The organism is Streptomyces sp. M41 (genome assembly GCF_043673425.1).
In the GTDB taxonomy this organism is placed as follows: Bacteria; Actinomycetota; Actinomycetes; order Streptomycetales; family Streptomycetaceae; genus Streptomyces.
Window position 1 is genome coordinate 93,629 of sequence record NZ_JBIMKE010000027.1, and the last position, 13,436, is coordinate 107,064.

12 protein-coding genes, 1 tRNA gene and 2 pseudogenes are annotated in these 13,436 nt (G+C 66.3%); 6 read left to right on the forward strand and 9 right to left on the reverse strand.

Going from position 1 to position 13,436, the window contains the following annotated elements; all coding sequences use genetic code 11:
- Positions 1–3: 3 nt before the first annotated feature.
- Positions 4–183 carry a hypothetical protein gene (locus ACHBTE_RS27780; RefSeq protein ID WP_394726930.1) on the forward strand — a complete coding sequence of 60 codons (180 nt, stop codon included), beginning with the start codon at positions 4–6 and terminating at the stop codon, positions 181–183.
- Positions 184–564: 381 nt separating this feature from the next.
- Here ACHBTE_RS27780 and ACHBTE_RS27785 read toward each other — a convergent pair whose 3' ends face one another.
- The 3 genes from ACHBTE_RS27785 to ACHBTE_RS27795 all read right to left on the reverse strand — a co-directional run bounded on the left by ACHBTE_RS27785 (position 565) and on the right by ACHBTE_RS27795 (position 2,837).
- Complete coding sequence (locus ACHBTE_RS27785; RefSeq protein WP_394726932.1) at positions 565–1,011, reverse strand: hypothetical protein; 447 nt, start codon at positions 1,009–1,011, stop codon at positions 565–567.
- A gap of 716 nt (positions 1,012–1,727) precedes the next feature.
- Complete coding sequence (locus ACHBTE_RS27790) at positions 1,728–2,048, reverse strand: hypothetical protein (protein ID WP_394726934.1); 321 nt, start codon at positions 2,046–2,048, stop codon at positions 1,728–1,730.
- A 126-nt stretch (positions 2,049–2,174) separates the two neighbouring features.
- Positions 2,175–2,837, reverse strand: coding sequence for a hypothetical protein (locus tag ACHBTE_RS27795; protein ID WP_394726936.1), 663 nt, complete (start codon positions 2,835–2,837; stop codon positions 2,175–2,177).
- Positions 2,838–3,079: 242 nt separating this feature from the next.
- On the opposite strand from ACHBTE_RS27795, the gene ACHBTE_RS27800 reads away from it, so the two are divergent.
- Both ACHBTE_RS27800 and ACHBTE_RS27805 read left to right on the forward strand, forming a co-directional pair.
- On the forward strand, positions 3,080–4,696 hold the full coding sequence (locus ACHBTE_RS27800) for a PH domain-containing protein (RefSeq protein ID WP_394726938.1): 1,617 nt from the start codon (positions 3,080–3,082) through the stop codon (positions 4,694–4,696).
- Positions 4,697–5,022: 326 nt separating this feature from the next.
- Positions 5,023–5,175, forward strand: a pseudogene (locus ACHBTE_RS27805) (ribonuclease inhibitor); the annotation flags it as partial.
- A 292-nt stretch (positions 5,176–5,467) separates the two neighbouring features.
- Here ACHBTE_RS27805 and ACHBTE_RS27810 read toward each other — a convergent pair.
- A tRNA-OTHER gene (locus tag ACHBTE_RS27810) sits at positions 5,468–5,556 on the reverse strand.
- 113 nt (positions 5,557–5,669) lie between these two features.
- Between ACHBTE_RS27810 and ACHBTE_RS27815 the strand changes: the two genes are divergently transcribed.
- A complete protein-coding gene (locus ACHBTE_RS27815) occupies positions 5,670–5,939 on the forward strand; it encodes a hypothetical protein (RefSeq protein WP_394726940.1) in 270 nt (89 codons plus the stop codon).
- Between the two features lie 447 nt (positions 5,940–6,386).
- Here ACHBTE_RS27815 and ACHBTE_RS27820 read toward each other — a convergent pair whose 3' ends face one another.
- The 5 genes from ACHBTE_RS27820 to ACHBTE_RS27840 all read right to left on the reverse strand — a co-directional run bounded on the left by ACHBTE_RS27820 (position 6,387) and on the right by ACHBTE_RS27840 (position 12,716).
- A complete protein-coding gene (locus tag ACHBTE_RS27820; RefSeq protein WP_394726942.1) occupies positions 6,387–7,430 on the reverse strand; it encodes a helix-turn-helix domain-containing protein in 1,044 nt (347 codons plus the stop codon).
- The gene (locus ACHBTE_RS27825; RefSeq protein WP_394726944.1) at positions 7,427–8,047 is read right to left on the reverse strand and encodes a hypothetical protein; all 621 of its coding nucleotides are present in this window, start codon (positions 8,045–8,047) and stop codon (positions 7,427–7,429) included. Before ACHBTE_RS27825 ends, ACHBTE_RS27820 begins: the two co-directional genes overlap by 4 nt.
- Before the next feature lie 288 nt (positions 8,048–8,335).
- A complete protein-coding gene (locus tag ACHBTE_RS27830; protein WP_394726946.1) occupies positions 8,336–9,229 on the reverse strand; it encodes a YDG/SRA domain-containing protein in 894 nt (297 codons plus the stop codon).
- 1,739 nt (positions 9,230–10,968) lie between these two features.
- The gene (locus ACHBTE_RS27835) at positions 10,969–12,201 is read right to left on the reverse strand and encodes a multiprotein-bridging factor 1 family protein (protein ID WP_394726948.1); all 1,233 of its coding nucleotides are present in this window, start codon (positions 12,199–12,201) and stop codon (positions 10,969–10,971) included.
- Positions 12,202–12,353: 152 nt separating this feature from the next.
- Entirely contained in the window at positions 12,354–12,716 is a 363-nt protein-coding gene (locus tag ACHBTE_RS27840) for a GntR family transcriptional regulator (protein WP_394726950.1), read from the reverse strand.
- A 168-nt stretch (positions 12,717–12,884) separates the two neighbouring features.
- On the opposite strand from ACHBTE_RS27840, the gene ACHBTE_RS27845 reads away from it, so the two are divergent.
- Positions 12,885–13,244, forward strand: a complete 360-nt coding sequence (locus ACHBTE_RS27845) for a hypothetical protein (RefSeq protein WP_394726952.1) — start codon at positions 12,885–12,887, stop codon at positions 13,242–13,244.
- A gap of 2 nt (positions 13,245–13,246) precedes the next feature.
- A pseudogene (locus tag ACHBTE_RS27850) lies at positions 13,247–13,436 on the forward strand (plasmid transfer protein); the annotation flags it as partial.

Consider the following 13,436-nt stretch of genomic DNA (forward strand, 5'->3'; position numbering starts at 1 on the left):
CGTATGGTCGACAACCCTCCAGAGCGGTATCCGCGCGAGGGGATCCCGCTCGGCCGAAGCGCCGAAAGCATCTGGTTCGGCCACAGCTACTCCACCGAGACACCACGCGCCCGGAAGCTGTGGTGGCGGATCAGGGACGTCCTGCGCCGGCCCGTGAGGAACAGCGAGAGCAGGTACCGGTGACGCCCCCGTCCCCGTGATGATGGGGGCCCTTCCCCGTGCGGAGCTTTCGGGAGGGCCCACATCCCCTGTGCGAACCCAGCAGGAACCGCTCGGTCAGGAGCAGCCGGGCTGATGGGGTTCACCGGCGGCGAGCCCACCGTGCGATACCTGACTGAGCGACAGGAAAAGCGCCCGTCCACTCACGCAAACGGCCCCGGACCAGGAGTCCGAGGCAGGGTATTAGTCCTCTCTGGGGGAGAAACCCCAGGTCAGCGCCGGTAACGCGTGGTGCCCCCAGCAGGATTCGAACCTGTGACACCCGCTTCAGAAGTTTTCGGACCGCAGGGTCGGTGGCGGGGACGTGCTCGTGGGCGAGTCCGGCACGCGCCTGGGGCCTTGAGGTCAGGGCTGGGTGGTGTCCACGATGAAGCGGCGATCGAGAGTGATCTCGCGCGAGAGCAGGCCCGGGTCGGTGGTCACCGTCAGTTCGTACTCCCCGTCCCGCAACGCCCCCACATCGAGCACCCGGTGGCTTCCGACCCACAGGGTGGGGACGATCTCGCCGTTCAGTCTGACCTCGATATTGCGCAGCGCCTCATTGCGCAGCGCCTCGTCGTCGTTGTGATCGACCACGTCCAGTGTGAGCGTGGCCTCGGAGAGCGCGGAGGCGTTCAGTACGCCGCTGCTGGGGATGCCGCGTATCCGGAGCTCCGGCTGGTTCACCGCGTTGGCTACCGCAATGGCGCCGATCGCCAGGGCGGCGGCGACAGCGGCAGCCAGAAGGGTGATGAGCACCCTGCGCAGGGACCGGGTTCGCACAGGGTCCGACGCCTTCAGGACCAGCCGCATGGACACACCCTTCGAGGAGTTGCTGCTGTGGGCCGTCGGCCACGGACTCGAACGCGCGGGTTTCGGCGCCCCTGATGGTGCCACCTCAACCGTCACGGAATCCAGTTCGCCCTCACCCTCGATGAAGGGGCTCACCCACCATCGCCAGGCTGTCCCAGGACGACTCCGAGGGCGCGCGGTCTGCGGCCCATCGGGCCCAAGTGGTCATTGGAACCACCTATGACTTCGGTTCAGACCTCGGGTGTGAGGCGGTAGGAGTCGGTGCCGGTCTCGAACGGCTCCTCCGGCAGCGGTTGAACAGCGTCTGTTCGGTGGTGAAGTACTCGCCCACCGTCCGGGGCCTCGCCCCGATCCGGCGCCGCAGTGGCCATCGCCGCGATCGCCGACGGGGGCTTCGTCGTCGTACGCGCACGGCGGGGTTCGGTCGGCCGAAGGGGGGAGGGCCGGCCGCGGAGGGGGAGGGCCGGCTGATGAGAGGGCACGGGGCGCGCGTGCGGCACGTTCGCCCGGCACCGCCTGACAACAGACCTTCTGTTCGGGGCTCAGGTGGCGAGTTCGAGCACGGCGCACAGGTAACCGCAGAGTCCGAGCACGGTGGCGAGCCAGACGGTGACGGTGTGCAGGGCGAGCCGGCCGGGGGCGGGGAGTATGCCGAGATGGACCAGTCGCTTTCACCCGGCTCTTGAGCACTGTGGCTCCCTTGCGTCCCGTGGGTCCTACACCGTGGGTCCTCGCCTTGTGAACCAGTCGGAGAGGGCCGCGCCGCCCTGCAGTCCCAGGCTCAGAATCACCAGCTGGGGCGTGATCGCGGACAGCAGGATTCCGGCGGCCTCACGGGGCAGGCCGGCCAGCTCGGCGACCGGGGGCACCAGGCCACCCACGCACAGCACGAGCGCAGCGACCCCGTTCACCCGGATCCGGGCCGGGGAGTATCGCGCGCGCACCCTCTTCGGTGCCCAGCCGCGGAGCATGGCGATGCCGAAAGGCAGCAGTACCGCCGTGAACAGGCCGATCCAGCACCACAGGAAAACCGCCACGTCCCGCCCCCTTTCCTCGCTTCCCTGACGCGAATTCTGTCCCCGCGCACGGTCCGCCGTCACTGCCGGACTGCGGAAGTCTCCGGCCGGCCCGACTGCCTGGCGAACGTCGCGGGCGTTCGACGCTCACCGCCCGACCGAGCAGTTCCCCCAGAGTGCGGAGAGGGCTTCGGGAATCTGCGCGACATCGCCGCAGCCCTGTGGCCCACGGGGAAAGCCGTCGCTGGTGAGGTAGGTCCAGCCGCCTGCGGAAGTGCTGCGGAAGTATTTGGTGACGCTGCCCTCGTCCTGCATGTTCACCAGTTCGTCGTGCGTGGCACTGGGGGTGGCCTGGAAACGGGTGGCGGCGTAGCGGACGCCGCCGCACTGGCCGTAGAAGAACTGCCCCGACTCCGGCTGAATATGGACGAACCGGGGAAAGCTGCGCCGGTACGCCTCCGTCACGGCGGCCTTCACCTGGCTGCCGGCGGTCAGGTTGCGGCAGTCGGCATGGTTCGCGGACGGGGGGAGGGGCGCCGCGGGAGTGGGCGTTGTGGACTTGGCCGGGGTGGCAGCGGTGGCCGACGGCGTGGGCGTGGTGGTGGCCGGGCCGGCCGTCGGGGGGCTGGTCGTAGGGGGGCCGGTCGGCGGCGGGGCCAGTGCGGAAGGCGAGGACGAGGGCGCGGAGGAGGCCGAGGCGGATACGGGTGTGCCCGAGCCGGTGGGGGAGTTCGGCGCCTCCTGGCACCCTGCCAACGCCAGGATCCCGCCCACCACCGCTACCACCGACGTACCTCTGAGACCAGGCATGGGAGTCCTCTCTTCGACCGTTCTCGACTGTTCGTTCTCGACCGTTGAAGCTACGGCTAGACACACGGGGCAGCGCCGCGGTTGCGGGGCGAGGGGGCTACGGGATGGTCTCGATTCCTTGTACGCGTGCGCTCCGCTCCTCCGCGCTCCTCGCGACGGGCCGACCCGGCAGCGTCGCGGGCCGGGAAACTGCCGTACACCGCACAAGCAGGCGCAACCCTGCCGATGGCACGATCCCGAGCATGAGCGGTGTCCGGGAAGTGACCTGTCGTCCCCATCTGAAGCGCCCCGTGTGGCGGCTCGTCGCCCTCGCGGCGGCCGGGGCGAGCCTGGCCGGGACGGGTCTGGCCGTGGTGCGCGTGGCGTACGGGGACGGGCCGGCGGACGTGTGGGCCTATGTGGGCCTGTTCGCCGCGCTGCTGGGCGTCGCGTGCCTGCACGGGGCCGTCGTCCAGGTGAGCGCCGACGCGTACGGAGTGCACTCCCGCACGCTGCTGCGCCGCCGAAGCGTGCCGTGGCACGACATCGCCGACCTGCGCGTGTACGTGCAGTACGGGCGCCACGGCGAGGAGATCCACCGTGTCGAGGTGGTGCTGCGCGGCGGACCCACGCGCCGCCTGCCCCTGCCGGCCAGCGTGTCCTCGGACGACCGGCCGGACTTCGACGCCAAGCTGGACGCTCTCCGCGCGCTGCACCGCTTGTACGGCACCCCGGAGTCGAGCCACGTCGCCGTCATCTCGAAGCGCACCGCCGGTCGGGGCACGGCCGTGCCGCTGACCCTGTGCGTGCTGCTGCTGGCGGGCGCCGGCCTGGCCGCCTGGTTCGTGCCGGCCACGGAGTCGGTGAAACAGGCGTGGACGTCGGCTGTCCCGTGCACCGTCGAGGCGCCCGCCGCGGAAGGCCCGGGGTCCCCCGTGCCCGAGCGAAGCCGAGAGCCTGACGGAGAGTGCCTGACCACACTGTCGGCCGTGATCACGCGGGCCGAGGTCGGCACGGGGAAGCAGCGCAGCTGGCTGTACTTCGCCGAGAGCCGGCCGCTGGAGCGGCTCTCGGTCTCGCAGGAGGGGGCCCGGGGATTCCGGCCCGGAGACCGCGTCGAACTCACCGTCTGGCGCGGCGAGGTGAGGCAGGTCACCGGCGAGCACCACGTCTGGCGCGAACACTTCCCCAGTGGCGGAGAGGTCGCCGTCATCGCGGCCGGCTGCGCCCTGGTCGCGGGCTACCCCGCCTCCTTGGTGCTGCTGCGCCGACGCGGTCGTCGGCTGCCCGCCGACGAGGTCCTGCCGTCGGTGCTCCCGTTCGCGGGCGCGCTCGCCGGTACGGCACTGTGGCTGCTGCCGCTCTGCTACCTCCACCCCGCGACCCCGCCGACCTCTACCGGGGCCTTCACCTGGGCGGTCGCGGGCTCCCTGGCCTCGCTGATCCTGTTCACCTGGGCCTGGCGCGCGACTCGCATCCGTACGCCCCATAAGGCCGCGGCGCCCCGAACTCCCCCGGAGCCCTCCGACGAGGACGAGGAGGTCTTCCTGACCGCCCGCTTCCTGGAGTCCACCGACTACAACCCGAACAACTTCGGCACCCACATCGTCCTCGGCGGCGGCCCGCCCGCCGTCACACCCCACCCCGGCCCGGGCCGGTTCGCGGCGAAGCGGATCCCGGTGGAGCGGCTCACCGTCAAGGACATACGGCGCCCCCGCGGCGGCGACGGTGACGGCGTGCCCAGAAGCTGGCAGATCGCCGAACTCGACGACGCGGGCCGACCGGTCCGCCTTACGGCCGCCCCGGCCGACCTGGCCCGCATCATCCAGGCGCTGAGCCCAGCGGGAATGCCCGCGAACGTCACGCACCCCGGCCTGTGACCACTGATTCCCAGGGGGCGGCCCACTCCGAAACTCAAGCAGCCGGGCCCGCGGCTGCTCTACTTCGACGACGGCCTGTTGTACGTGACCACCGACCACTACAAGACCGTCGATTTCGTCGGTACCTACTGAAAGACCCTGGCCGTGATGGCGGACGAGACAGACGGAACGAACGAAGCGGAACCCACGGTCCCCGACTCACTGGTCATTGACCTGGCCGGGGGACGGGACGCCGAGGAACTCCAACGGCTCCTCCAACGGGAGCTGATTTCCCCGACTTCTACGGCCGGAACTGGAACGCCTTCGGGGACGCAGTCACCGGCCTCGTCGACCTGCCGCACGAACTGACCTTCACCGGATGGGCCGCCTTCTCGGCGGAACTCCCGGCGGAGGCCTGCAAACTGCGTGAACTCCTCGACGACTACCTCAGCGAATGCGGTCAGTACCTCGCTGTCCCGCGCCGCATCCGCTACCAGTAGCACTGCCCCACCGTCATCGGCGGCCCCTTTCAGGCGCCGGTCTTGCGCTCCAGTCGGCGCGCCCGGCGCCGATGCGTCGAGGAACAGGTCTGTGAGAGCCCATAGCCAGGCCCGCTTGCCGCGACTGGCGTGGACGACGGCCCGTCCGCGCCGGATGATGCTGATCCGGGGGGGCGGAATTTCGGAGATCAACTCTCCGTTCGCTCACGCAATCGGCCCCGGAGGCGACGTCCGAGGCCGAGCAGGAGCCCTCGCCGGGGGAGAAACCCCAGGTCAGAGCGGTAATGCGTTGTGCCCCCGGCAGGATTCGAACCTGCGACACCCGCTTTAGGAGCGAGGTGAGGCGAGTGCCGCTCTGACCTGCGGACTGTCCACATGGGCGGACCGAGGGTCAGTCACCCGCCAGCCACCGCCGTTCCCCGTGGCTCCCCGCTGGATCTGGCACGGGTGTGGCACGGGGAACTTCTGATCCGTAGCTCTAGACAGATCGGTCAGTGACGGTCATACAGGCCGCACTTCGGGTCTACAGGGACGCCTCGGGACGAGACCGGTTGCTGTGGTTGCTGCACTTCGCTGCTGTACCAAGCATGCTGATGTCAGTTGCTGACCTAGGGACGGATGGGTTCCGTGTGCTTGTGCCACATCTGCACAAGGCTGTCGGCCTGATGGTCAGTGATGATGCCATCCTGAGCGGCAAGTTTGACAGCTTCACTCACGATGCCACGCTTCATGTTCAGCATGGCTTCTACCATCTGGTCATCTGACCGCGGGGTCCCGTGATGGCCATATTCGAGGGCTTCGGGCAAGACCCTCGCTTCAGTGCCATCGATATGCTCGAAGCTCCCGCGAGTGATCCGTATGAGGACCCGCTTCGTCCCGAAGCTGACTACCGTTCCGTGTGCCCTGGTGAAGCGGCTTGATACCTGATCAAACGACGCCATAACGGTGACAGGGTCACCCGGGGCGAGGATCCTGCCGGTTCGATCACGCATGCTGTTACGTCCTTCCTGGCCAATCTGAGGCCCCAGTATCGGCCACGCATGCAGCCTGGGGCCGGCAGAACCTCGATGGTCCAGTCAAATCGACGGTGCGCCAACCCGTACTTGGGCTCTACCGATCGTCTACGGCCATTCGGCGCTGACCGCTGATGTTCGCGCCCGTTGGTGTCAGCCGTTGGTGCCAGACACAGTGGAGCGACTTGACGGCCGGCCTCAGACTGCGCGCAAGCGACGCGTAGATGCGACGAAGAGCGTGTTCCGATCTGCATCCGAGAAGCCAGCCATCTCGGCAATCTCCTCCCGGCTAAGCCCCTTGTCGGCCATGGCTTCGCTAATGGATTGAGCCAGTGCAGGGGCTTCGGGAGGAAGCTCGTCGCTCAGTGGCTCCCGTGTCCGCCAACCCCGGTTGCTTAGAGACTTATATAGGTTTGTTCGTTTCGCTGACGTAATGACCTGTAGGTCGTATGCACGCTCAATGATGGCTTGCATCGATGTGCTCCACTCCCGCTTAAGGTCATGCAACCGACCCAGCGTGAGGTTTCTAAGCTGGGGGCGGATGACCTCTTCAGGCATCAGAAACTCCGCCGCGAAGCGAGTGGCTTCCTCCTCCATAGCCAAAGTGGGTTCGAAGGAGTGAAGACTCAGATGCCCCAGTTCGTGAGCAACGGTGAGGCGGATGCGATCGACAGGTGCCGCTACGTTGATCATCATCACTGGGTAGTCATCCACCCATTGTGAGAGCCCATCAACGCGACTGGTCCCGAAATCCTCGGCGAGGACGATGCAGCCGGCCGCTTCGACCCAACGAACCAACGACCTTACGGGGCCAATGGGCATGCGCCACTGCATCCGAACCATGCGCGCAGCATCAGCAGCATCTGTATCGATGGGATCGAAGGTTGGGATCCGCTGCTCCGCTCGCAGCGATACTTCCTCCATCAAGTGGCGGACGTGCATCCGGGACATGTTCAAGCGAGCTTCCAACTGACGCCACGTAGTGGCCTTCGCGGTCGCCCGCTTCCGCATGTGGGCGTCTACAGCCATCGCTCCGCGAACGGAGCTTGCGCCCCTGAGGAACGCAACAGTTACGCCCAAAGCCTCGGCAAGCCGAACAAGTGCGTCACCCTCAGGCTCGCGTAGGTCGTTCTCATAGCGGGACAGGGCCGCTTGGGTCACCCCAGCGGCCTCTGCCAACTCTTCCTGGGTGAAACCAAGGGCCCGGCGAGCTGTGGTGACCGCTTCGCCGAGACTGCTCATTTCGACCCATCCTCCGTTGCTTCGTGCTTCTCAGGCGTAGGCACGTTGATCGACGGGAGCGAGGGCTCGGGTGCCGTAGGACGAACCGGCTGAACCGTGCCTCCAGCTTGACCGACATCAGGCAGAGGCACCAGCCAGACCACATTGTCCTGGCCGTCGCGCAGCGACAGCACGGCCTCACCGATCTCGCGTGAGTCAGCCTCCCACTCGTACCCGGCGACGAGGCGGACTTCTTCCATTCCCGGGAACGTGTCCTGCACGCCCTGAGCAAAGAACTCCAGGGCTGTCTGAGTTGCGTAGCTGCTGACCTGGCCATCTTCACGATGCCGCTTGACACGCAGACGATAGCTGACCCCCACGACAACTTCGCGGGTGGGTTCCCCGTCACTGAGAGTGACTCCAGGATGCCCATCGAGCAGAACCGTGAGGCGAGCCCACAGGCGGTCGTGAATCCAGTTGGCCAGACCGCGCTCGCTCGCCTCGCTCACCCACGTTGGGTTCCAACTGCGGTAGGTGCGCAAGTCGTCGGCTGCAAGCTTCACCGATCGAGCCAAGCCGTGAGTGACCTTGTCACCTAAGCCTGACAGCACCTCTTGGGACGACGGGTAGGAATTCATGCCGGAAAATATACCGGCAGCAGAGATCGGCTTGTCTAGTGGATCGCCAGAGGTTCCAGCCTGTCTTGGTCCCCGTAGGTCCCGAGACTGCTCAGCCACAGCTCCCATGGCACGCCACCACGAACGCTCGATCGGGAAGGGTATCCGCTCCGTCGAGTGCCGGCCGATCCCCGTCGAAGGCTTCGTTCTGACCTCAGCAGGTCTGTGGGGTTTGACGCCTGCGTAGGAACTCAGCGCGTCCCCTCTGAGCAGGTACTTAGCAGGGGTGAGGCCCGCACGAGCCAGCGACTAGCGGCGCCATCGCTCGCGGTGGCTGCGAATGCATTCCAGACTGAGGGTGTGCTGCGGATGGGTCCTCAGAGAACCCGCAGGAAAGCCGTTCTCTATGACAGTCAGGTTGTCCTCAATGACGATGGCGCCGACGTCCAACTTGACGTGACAGTTAGGGCAAAGGCAGAGCACGTTGTCTGTTCGGTCAGGGCCGTTGTGGGGGCGCCCGAGAGCCTGGACGTGGGCACCCTCGCTGTACCTACCACCGGGCGTCTCGATGGTGATTCCGCAGACCTGACACTGATCTCTGTGCCAGCGCTTGACAGCGTTCTTCACCCGGCTGCTGCGGACGATGCGTTGAACGTTCGAGCTGACACGTTCAGGTACGTCTTTGCCGGCGGGTGCCTCGACGTCGTCTTGAGGCGGCTCGACAGGAAGCTGTGCGTCTGTGATGGCCGGGATAGGGGTGTCAAGGGCAGCTTCCATGCGGAACTGCCAAATCAGGTGACCGTCGATGCCCAGCTTGCTTCCGTAGCTCGCGACTCGGTACAGACCGTCATAGCGGTAGCCTGACTGCGGCGCGTAGATCGACTCACTCTTGCTTCCGCGGATGACTCGGACGGGAAGTCCCTGGAGGTGGCTGGTGACCAGAGCAGCGTTCCCTGAGTCGTCCAGAGACTGGTCGCTGATTTGGTTGCCGGCCCCGTCTTGCCCTCCGTGGCCGGTGTAAATGATCAGGTCGCCAAGGTCTTCATCGTCCTTGTACCCGCCTGACAGAACGATGGACTCGGCGCCGGTGGCCTTCGTGCCGCAGATGCCCGCGATGCGGGGACGATGAACCTTCGCCTCACTGGCAAGAACTCGACTCGCGTACGTCTGGCCTACTGGCACGCCCGGGATTTCACCAATCATGCACGCAGCTTGGCAGGCCCCACTGACAGCCGGCATCCCCTTTGCCTACCGACCTCATCACTACCAGGTCGATCACGGGGCGTGCCGACGTCGGGGAACCCGCTCCGTACTTCGCCTGACTGTCCGTGGAAGTTCGGCGTCGGCTGCTGCTGTTCGCGTCTGTTGGTGTCAGCCGCTGGTGTCAGTCGTTACTGTGCGGGCTTGACAAATGATCACTACTCGGTGCCGGGTAATGCCTTGGCTCGCTGCCGTCTGCCCGAACAGCCTCCATGGCAGCCATGCGAAAACTCCGTCGGCATTGCTTGGCGGTGTCGGTGGCTCGACTCAGCTCGGCACCAAAGTCACGCCGAATGGGTTCCGCGCCTGCTTCAAGATCCATGATCCAGGTAAGGGCGATGTGCGTCGCGTCTTCGATCGCCGCTGCTAGATCTGCTGCGGTGACTGCGACTTCTTCGGGGCCCTCAAGTAGTACTCGCTCGTACGCCGTGCTGCTGGACGGCGAAAAGCTGGCCCTGAGTCGCTCTTCGGCTGCCTCGCGAAGTGGCGGGCTTTGAGACAGGGCATCGCCTACCCACCACAGCGCGTCCAACCTCGCTGTGGCCTCTGCTGCGTAGTTCGCGTACGCCTGTCGCCGAGGCTCTCGCAACTGTGTTGCCAGGTCAGCACGTATTTGGCGCTCAGTCTGCTGTTGCTGAGCTACTAGTTGCAGCATGGTCTGTGTTCGCGAGAAGAATCCGCTGACCCCCGCTGCGACGGCTGAGCCGCATGCGCCGACTGCTGCACCTAGAACCGCTGCGAGACCTGCATCCATAGACACATTCTGAGGCACCCGTGGCTTGGTGACTGTGAGGTGACGATCGGTCAGTAAAACACCCCCTTGCCCACCACCCTCCCCAGCTCCCATCCCGTCCGCCGTCGACCCACACACCGTGGAGCGGGCGTGGTCCATGGCGTCCAGGTGGAGCGCGCCACTGTACGAACGACCTGGACGCCATGGGCCGCGTCTGCTCGGCTCTGCCTGGGTCGGCGGTGGTCGGGATGGGAGCTCCCCACGCGCGCCCCCTACGGACCCGCGGTCGGCAACGGCGCCCCCTCCCCATCCCGGTGCCGGCCGATCCCCCGCCGGAGGCTCGTTCTGGCGGCAGCCTCGTTCAGGGAAGAGCAAAGCTAAATCCATGGCAGCGTCCGCCGTCCGGCCGGTGGCCCGGTGCGGGATTAGCGGGCCGTACGAACGCCCGCGCATCTGGCAGCGTCGGTCCGCGTGCCGCCGTCACCACGATCCGGCCTCTTTCGGTAACACAAAGCGTCTTTGACCTGCACCGTTGGGGATCAGCGTTCGTTCCCCGTGCCCGTGTTGGAATGTGGCCGCTGCGTGTGGCGACGGGCGGGCGGCGACGTGCGCCGGTGGCGAAGACATGGAGGCGGCGCGGCGGCGACCGACCGGCGCCGCCGCGCTTGGCGCGGCCCTCGGTTGATCCGACCTACTGTTGTAGGCAACCGGGTGGAAAGGGGTGCGGCGTGGCCCCGTAAGCGGGGCGTTGAGGTCCGACCGCAGTTGGGTCTTTCCCCTCCCGAGGCCGGATCGTGGTGGCGGTGGCGTGCGGGTCGTAAGCGGGCGTTGATGCGCTTGGGGCGGAGTGTGCGGCGGTCGGGTTGGCGATGATCGATGAGCGCCGGTGACCGCCGGCCGAGCGAGCGCAGCGAGCCTTGATGAAGTAGGGAAAGTCTGTCCGAGCGACTCAGCTGGTGTGGCTGAGCGCGGTCAGGTGGCTCAAGTACTCGCGGCCGGCTGCTTCGTTGGCGTAGTCGCGATTGACGATGGCGGCCAGTTCGCGGCTGACCATGAGGAGTGATGGCAGCGATTGCCGATCACCCTTGAGCGCCCACTCGCCATAGTTCACGGCCCCGTCGAGGTCACCCTGTCGGGCTGCGACTACCCCGAGCGTGATCCTGGCCTCGGCCATACGCATGGGCGACCGCTCGGTTCCGTCGAAGTCTGTTCCCGCACGGATGACCTCGTGGGCAAGGTTCTCCGCCAAGCGGTCCTCACCGAGCAGTCGGTAACAATCCATGGCGTAGAAGTCGTACTTCGCCGGGTCCACCACGAAGTGGTTGTCAAGATTCTCGGGGTACGGCATCCCTTCGAGCAGCTTCCGGCCGCGATCAAGCGCAACCTCGGTCTGCCGACGATCGCCGAGCCGTGCCCACCCCTTCGCTTCCTGCGCGGCGAGTTGGACGGCGACACCTTTACTGGGTGCAGCGTCTGTGCCGGCCTGTGAAGCAGCGAGGATGCCGCGGTAGTCGCCAGTCGTGAGGGCGAACCATGCGCGCATCTCATGCGCCCATCCGGCGATCTCCGAATTGCCTGCCTCATTGGCAAGAGATAGCGCTGCGCGGCGCGTGCTCTCGGCAGCGGACCGCTCCCCCATGTCGTACTCAACACAGCCGATCAACAGGGCCAGCCAGCCCGAAAGGGTAAGTACCTCGCGGTGCTGAGCAAGGGTGAGCCTCTGCGCTTGCAGGCTGGCTACTCGCTTGAGCCACTGCCGGCCTTCCATAGCAAGCTGATCGCTCGGGAGGTAGGGGTATTCGGAGCACAGCCGATCGGTGGTGATCCTCAGGGCATCCAGAGTGGCGGTGTCGACATCAGAAGCTTGCAAGCGGCTGATGATGTCCAGTGTCTCCATGCCGCTGGCTGCGATGATCTCTGCGTTCCCGTCTCGCCTGTTGGCAACAGGGAAGATCGCGTGCGTCACTGTTCCGAAGGTTGCGGCAATGATCGGTTGGTAGAACTCGCTCGGCGTGACTTCGCCGGACTCCCATCGCTTCCACTGCCGGATCATGCTCGCGCCTTCGGGCAACCGCTTCGGGGCATGCGCCCGCAAGGCCGCAACGGCTTCGGCCTGTGACCACTGCCGCGCCTCTCGCTCTGCCGCAATGCGTCGCGCCCATGCCGGACGGTCGTCGCTCATGTGCCCTCCCATCGGGGTGCCTGCTTCGAGTCTGGCATCCCATAGGCCGGTGACACGGGGGGTGACAGGGGGTTGGCACCAGGGCTGTCCCCCAGTGACACCACGCCTGTCACTAGTTGCACGATCACGGAGCGCTCATGGTGGATCACCAGTCAGGCGCCGCCCTTGTGATCGGCTCGCATCTCCAACTCGGCCACTCGGGCGGCAAGCTTTCGGATCTCGGAGTGGATTGCGTTGATCTCTTCCCGCTTAACGGGCTCGGCCTCCGCCACTGCTTCGGTCGAGGGTGCCAGTACGAAGTACCCCCTCGTGGGCACGGACGTGATCAGCCCTTCGTCAATGAGGATCTGGAGCGCGTTCTTGATGGTGACCTGCGTGACCGTGAACCGGTCCGCCAGCTCACGAAGCGATGCGAGGCGATGGCCTGAGGGAAGCGGAGCGGTCGTGATTTCCGAGCGCAAGGCGTCGGCGATCTGCACCTTCTTGGGCCTCGGATCGTGGGCAGCGATGGTCATGCGTCGAGCGTATCGACTGACCCGTAGTAGTGCACCGTACTGCGCACTACCCCTTGTGCCCTAGTCTGCAATAGTGCACAGTAGAGCAAGGCGCTCAACCGCCAGAGGGCGGCGCCCCACCGCCAAGTAGTTCGCCGCCCTCCCAAGCCCCTGAAAGGGAGTTCCATCATGCAGCAGATCCCCGTGGACACCGCCGGTGCGACGTTGATGGTGGCTCAGCCGCCGCAGCCGAAGTACGCGAACCAGAAGACCCAGGAGCGGGCTGCGGACCGGCAGACCGGTGAGCTTCTGGTGACGCTGGACGTGCTGTTCGTGATGAACGGCAACGCCGAGGTTGTCAAGGTCACGGTGGGGGAGTCGGCCATCTCCGGTGAGCTGGCGATGGGTACCCAGGTGGCGTTGACCGGTCTGGTGGCGCGGCCGTGGGAGAACGAGTTCAACGGTCAGAAGCGGCACGGCATCAGCTTCCGTGCGGTCGCGGTCACCGCCGTGGACGCCGGCGGCTCGAAGAACCTGACGGCAGCCTGATCATGCGCTGGTTAGCGATCGCCATCGTGCTGGACCTTGCCGGGTTGGCGCTGCTGCTTCGGTGGCGCTACCCCGCATGGTTCTGGATGACCTTCGGTGTCGTCTACGCCACGGTCAAGGTCCGCATCCGCTACGCGTCGGTCATGGATGCCTGTGACCTGACGGTTCCGGCCTCCCGGTTCCGGCTGTGGC

Coding starts and splice junctions, on each gene's coding strand:
- ACHBTE_RS27780 (WP_394726930.1), top strand. CDS start 4: ATGGTCGACAACCCTCCAGAGCGGTATCCGCGCGAGGGGATCCCGCTC.
- ACHBTE_RS27785 (WP_394726932.1), bottom strand. CDS start 1,011: ATGCGGCTGGTCCTGAAGGCGTCGGACCCTGTGCGAACCCGGTCCCTG.
- ACHBTE_RS27795 (WP_394726936.1), bottom strand. CDS start 2,837: ATGCCTGGTCTCAGAGGTACGTCGGTGGTAGCGGTGGTGGGCGGGATC.
- ACHBTE_RS27800 (WP_394726938.1), top strand. CDS start 3,080: ATGAGCGGTGTCCGGGAAGTGACCTGTCGTCCCCATCTGAAGCGCCCC.
- ACHBTE_RS27820 (WP_394726942.1), bottom strand. CDS start 7,430: ATGAGCAGTCTCGGCGAAGCGGTCACCACAGCTCGCCGGGCCCTTGGT.
- ACHBTE_RS27825 (WP_394726944.1), bottom strand. CDS start 8,047: ATGAATTCCTACCCGTCGTCCCAAGAGGTGCTGTCAGGCTTAGGTGAC.
- ACHBTE_RS27830 (WP_394726946.1), bottom strand. CDS start 9,229: ATGATTGGTGAAATCCCGGGCGTGCCAGTAGGCCAGACGTACGCGAGT.
- ACHBTE_RS27835 (WP_394726948.1), bottom strand. CDS start 12,201: ATGAGCGACGACCGTCCGGCATGGGCGCGACGCATTGCGGCAGAGCGA.
- ACHBTE_RS27840 (WP_394726950.1), bottom strand. CDS start 12,716: ATGACCATCGCTGCCCACGATCCGAGGCCCAAGAAGGTGCAGATCGCC.
- ACHBTE_RS27845 (WP_394726952.1), top strand. CDS start 12,885: ATGCAGCAGATCCCCGTGGACACCGCCGGTGCGACGTTGATGGTGGCT.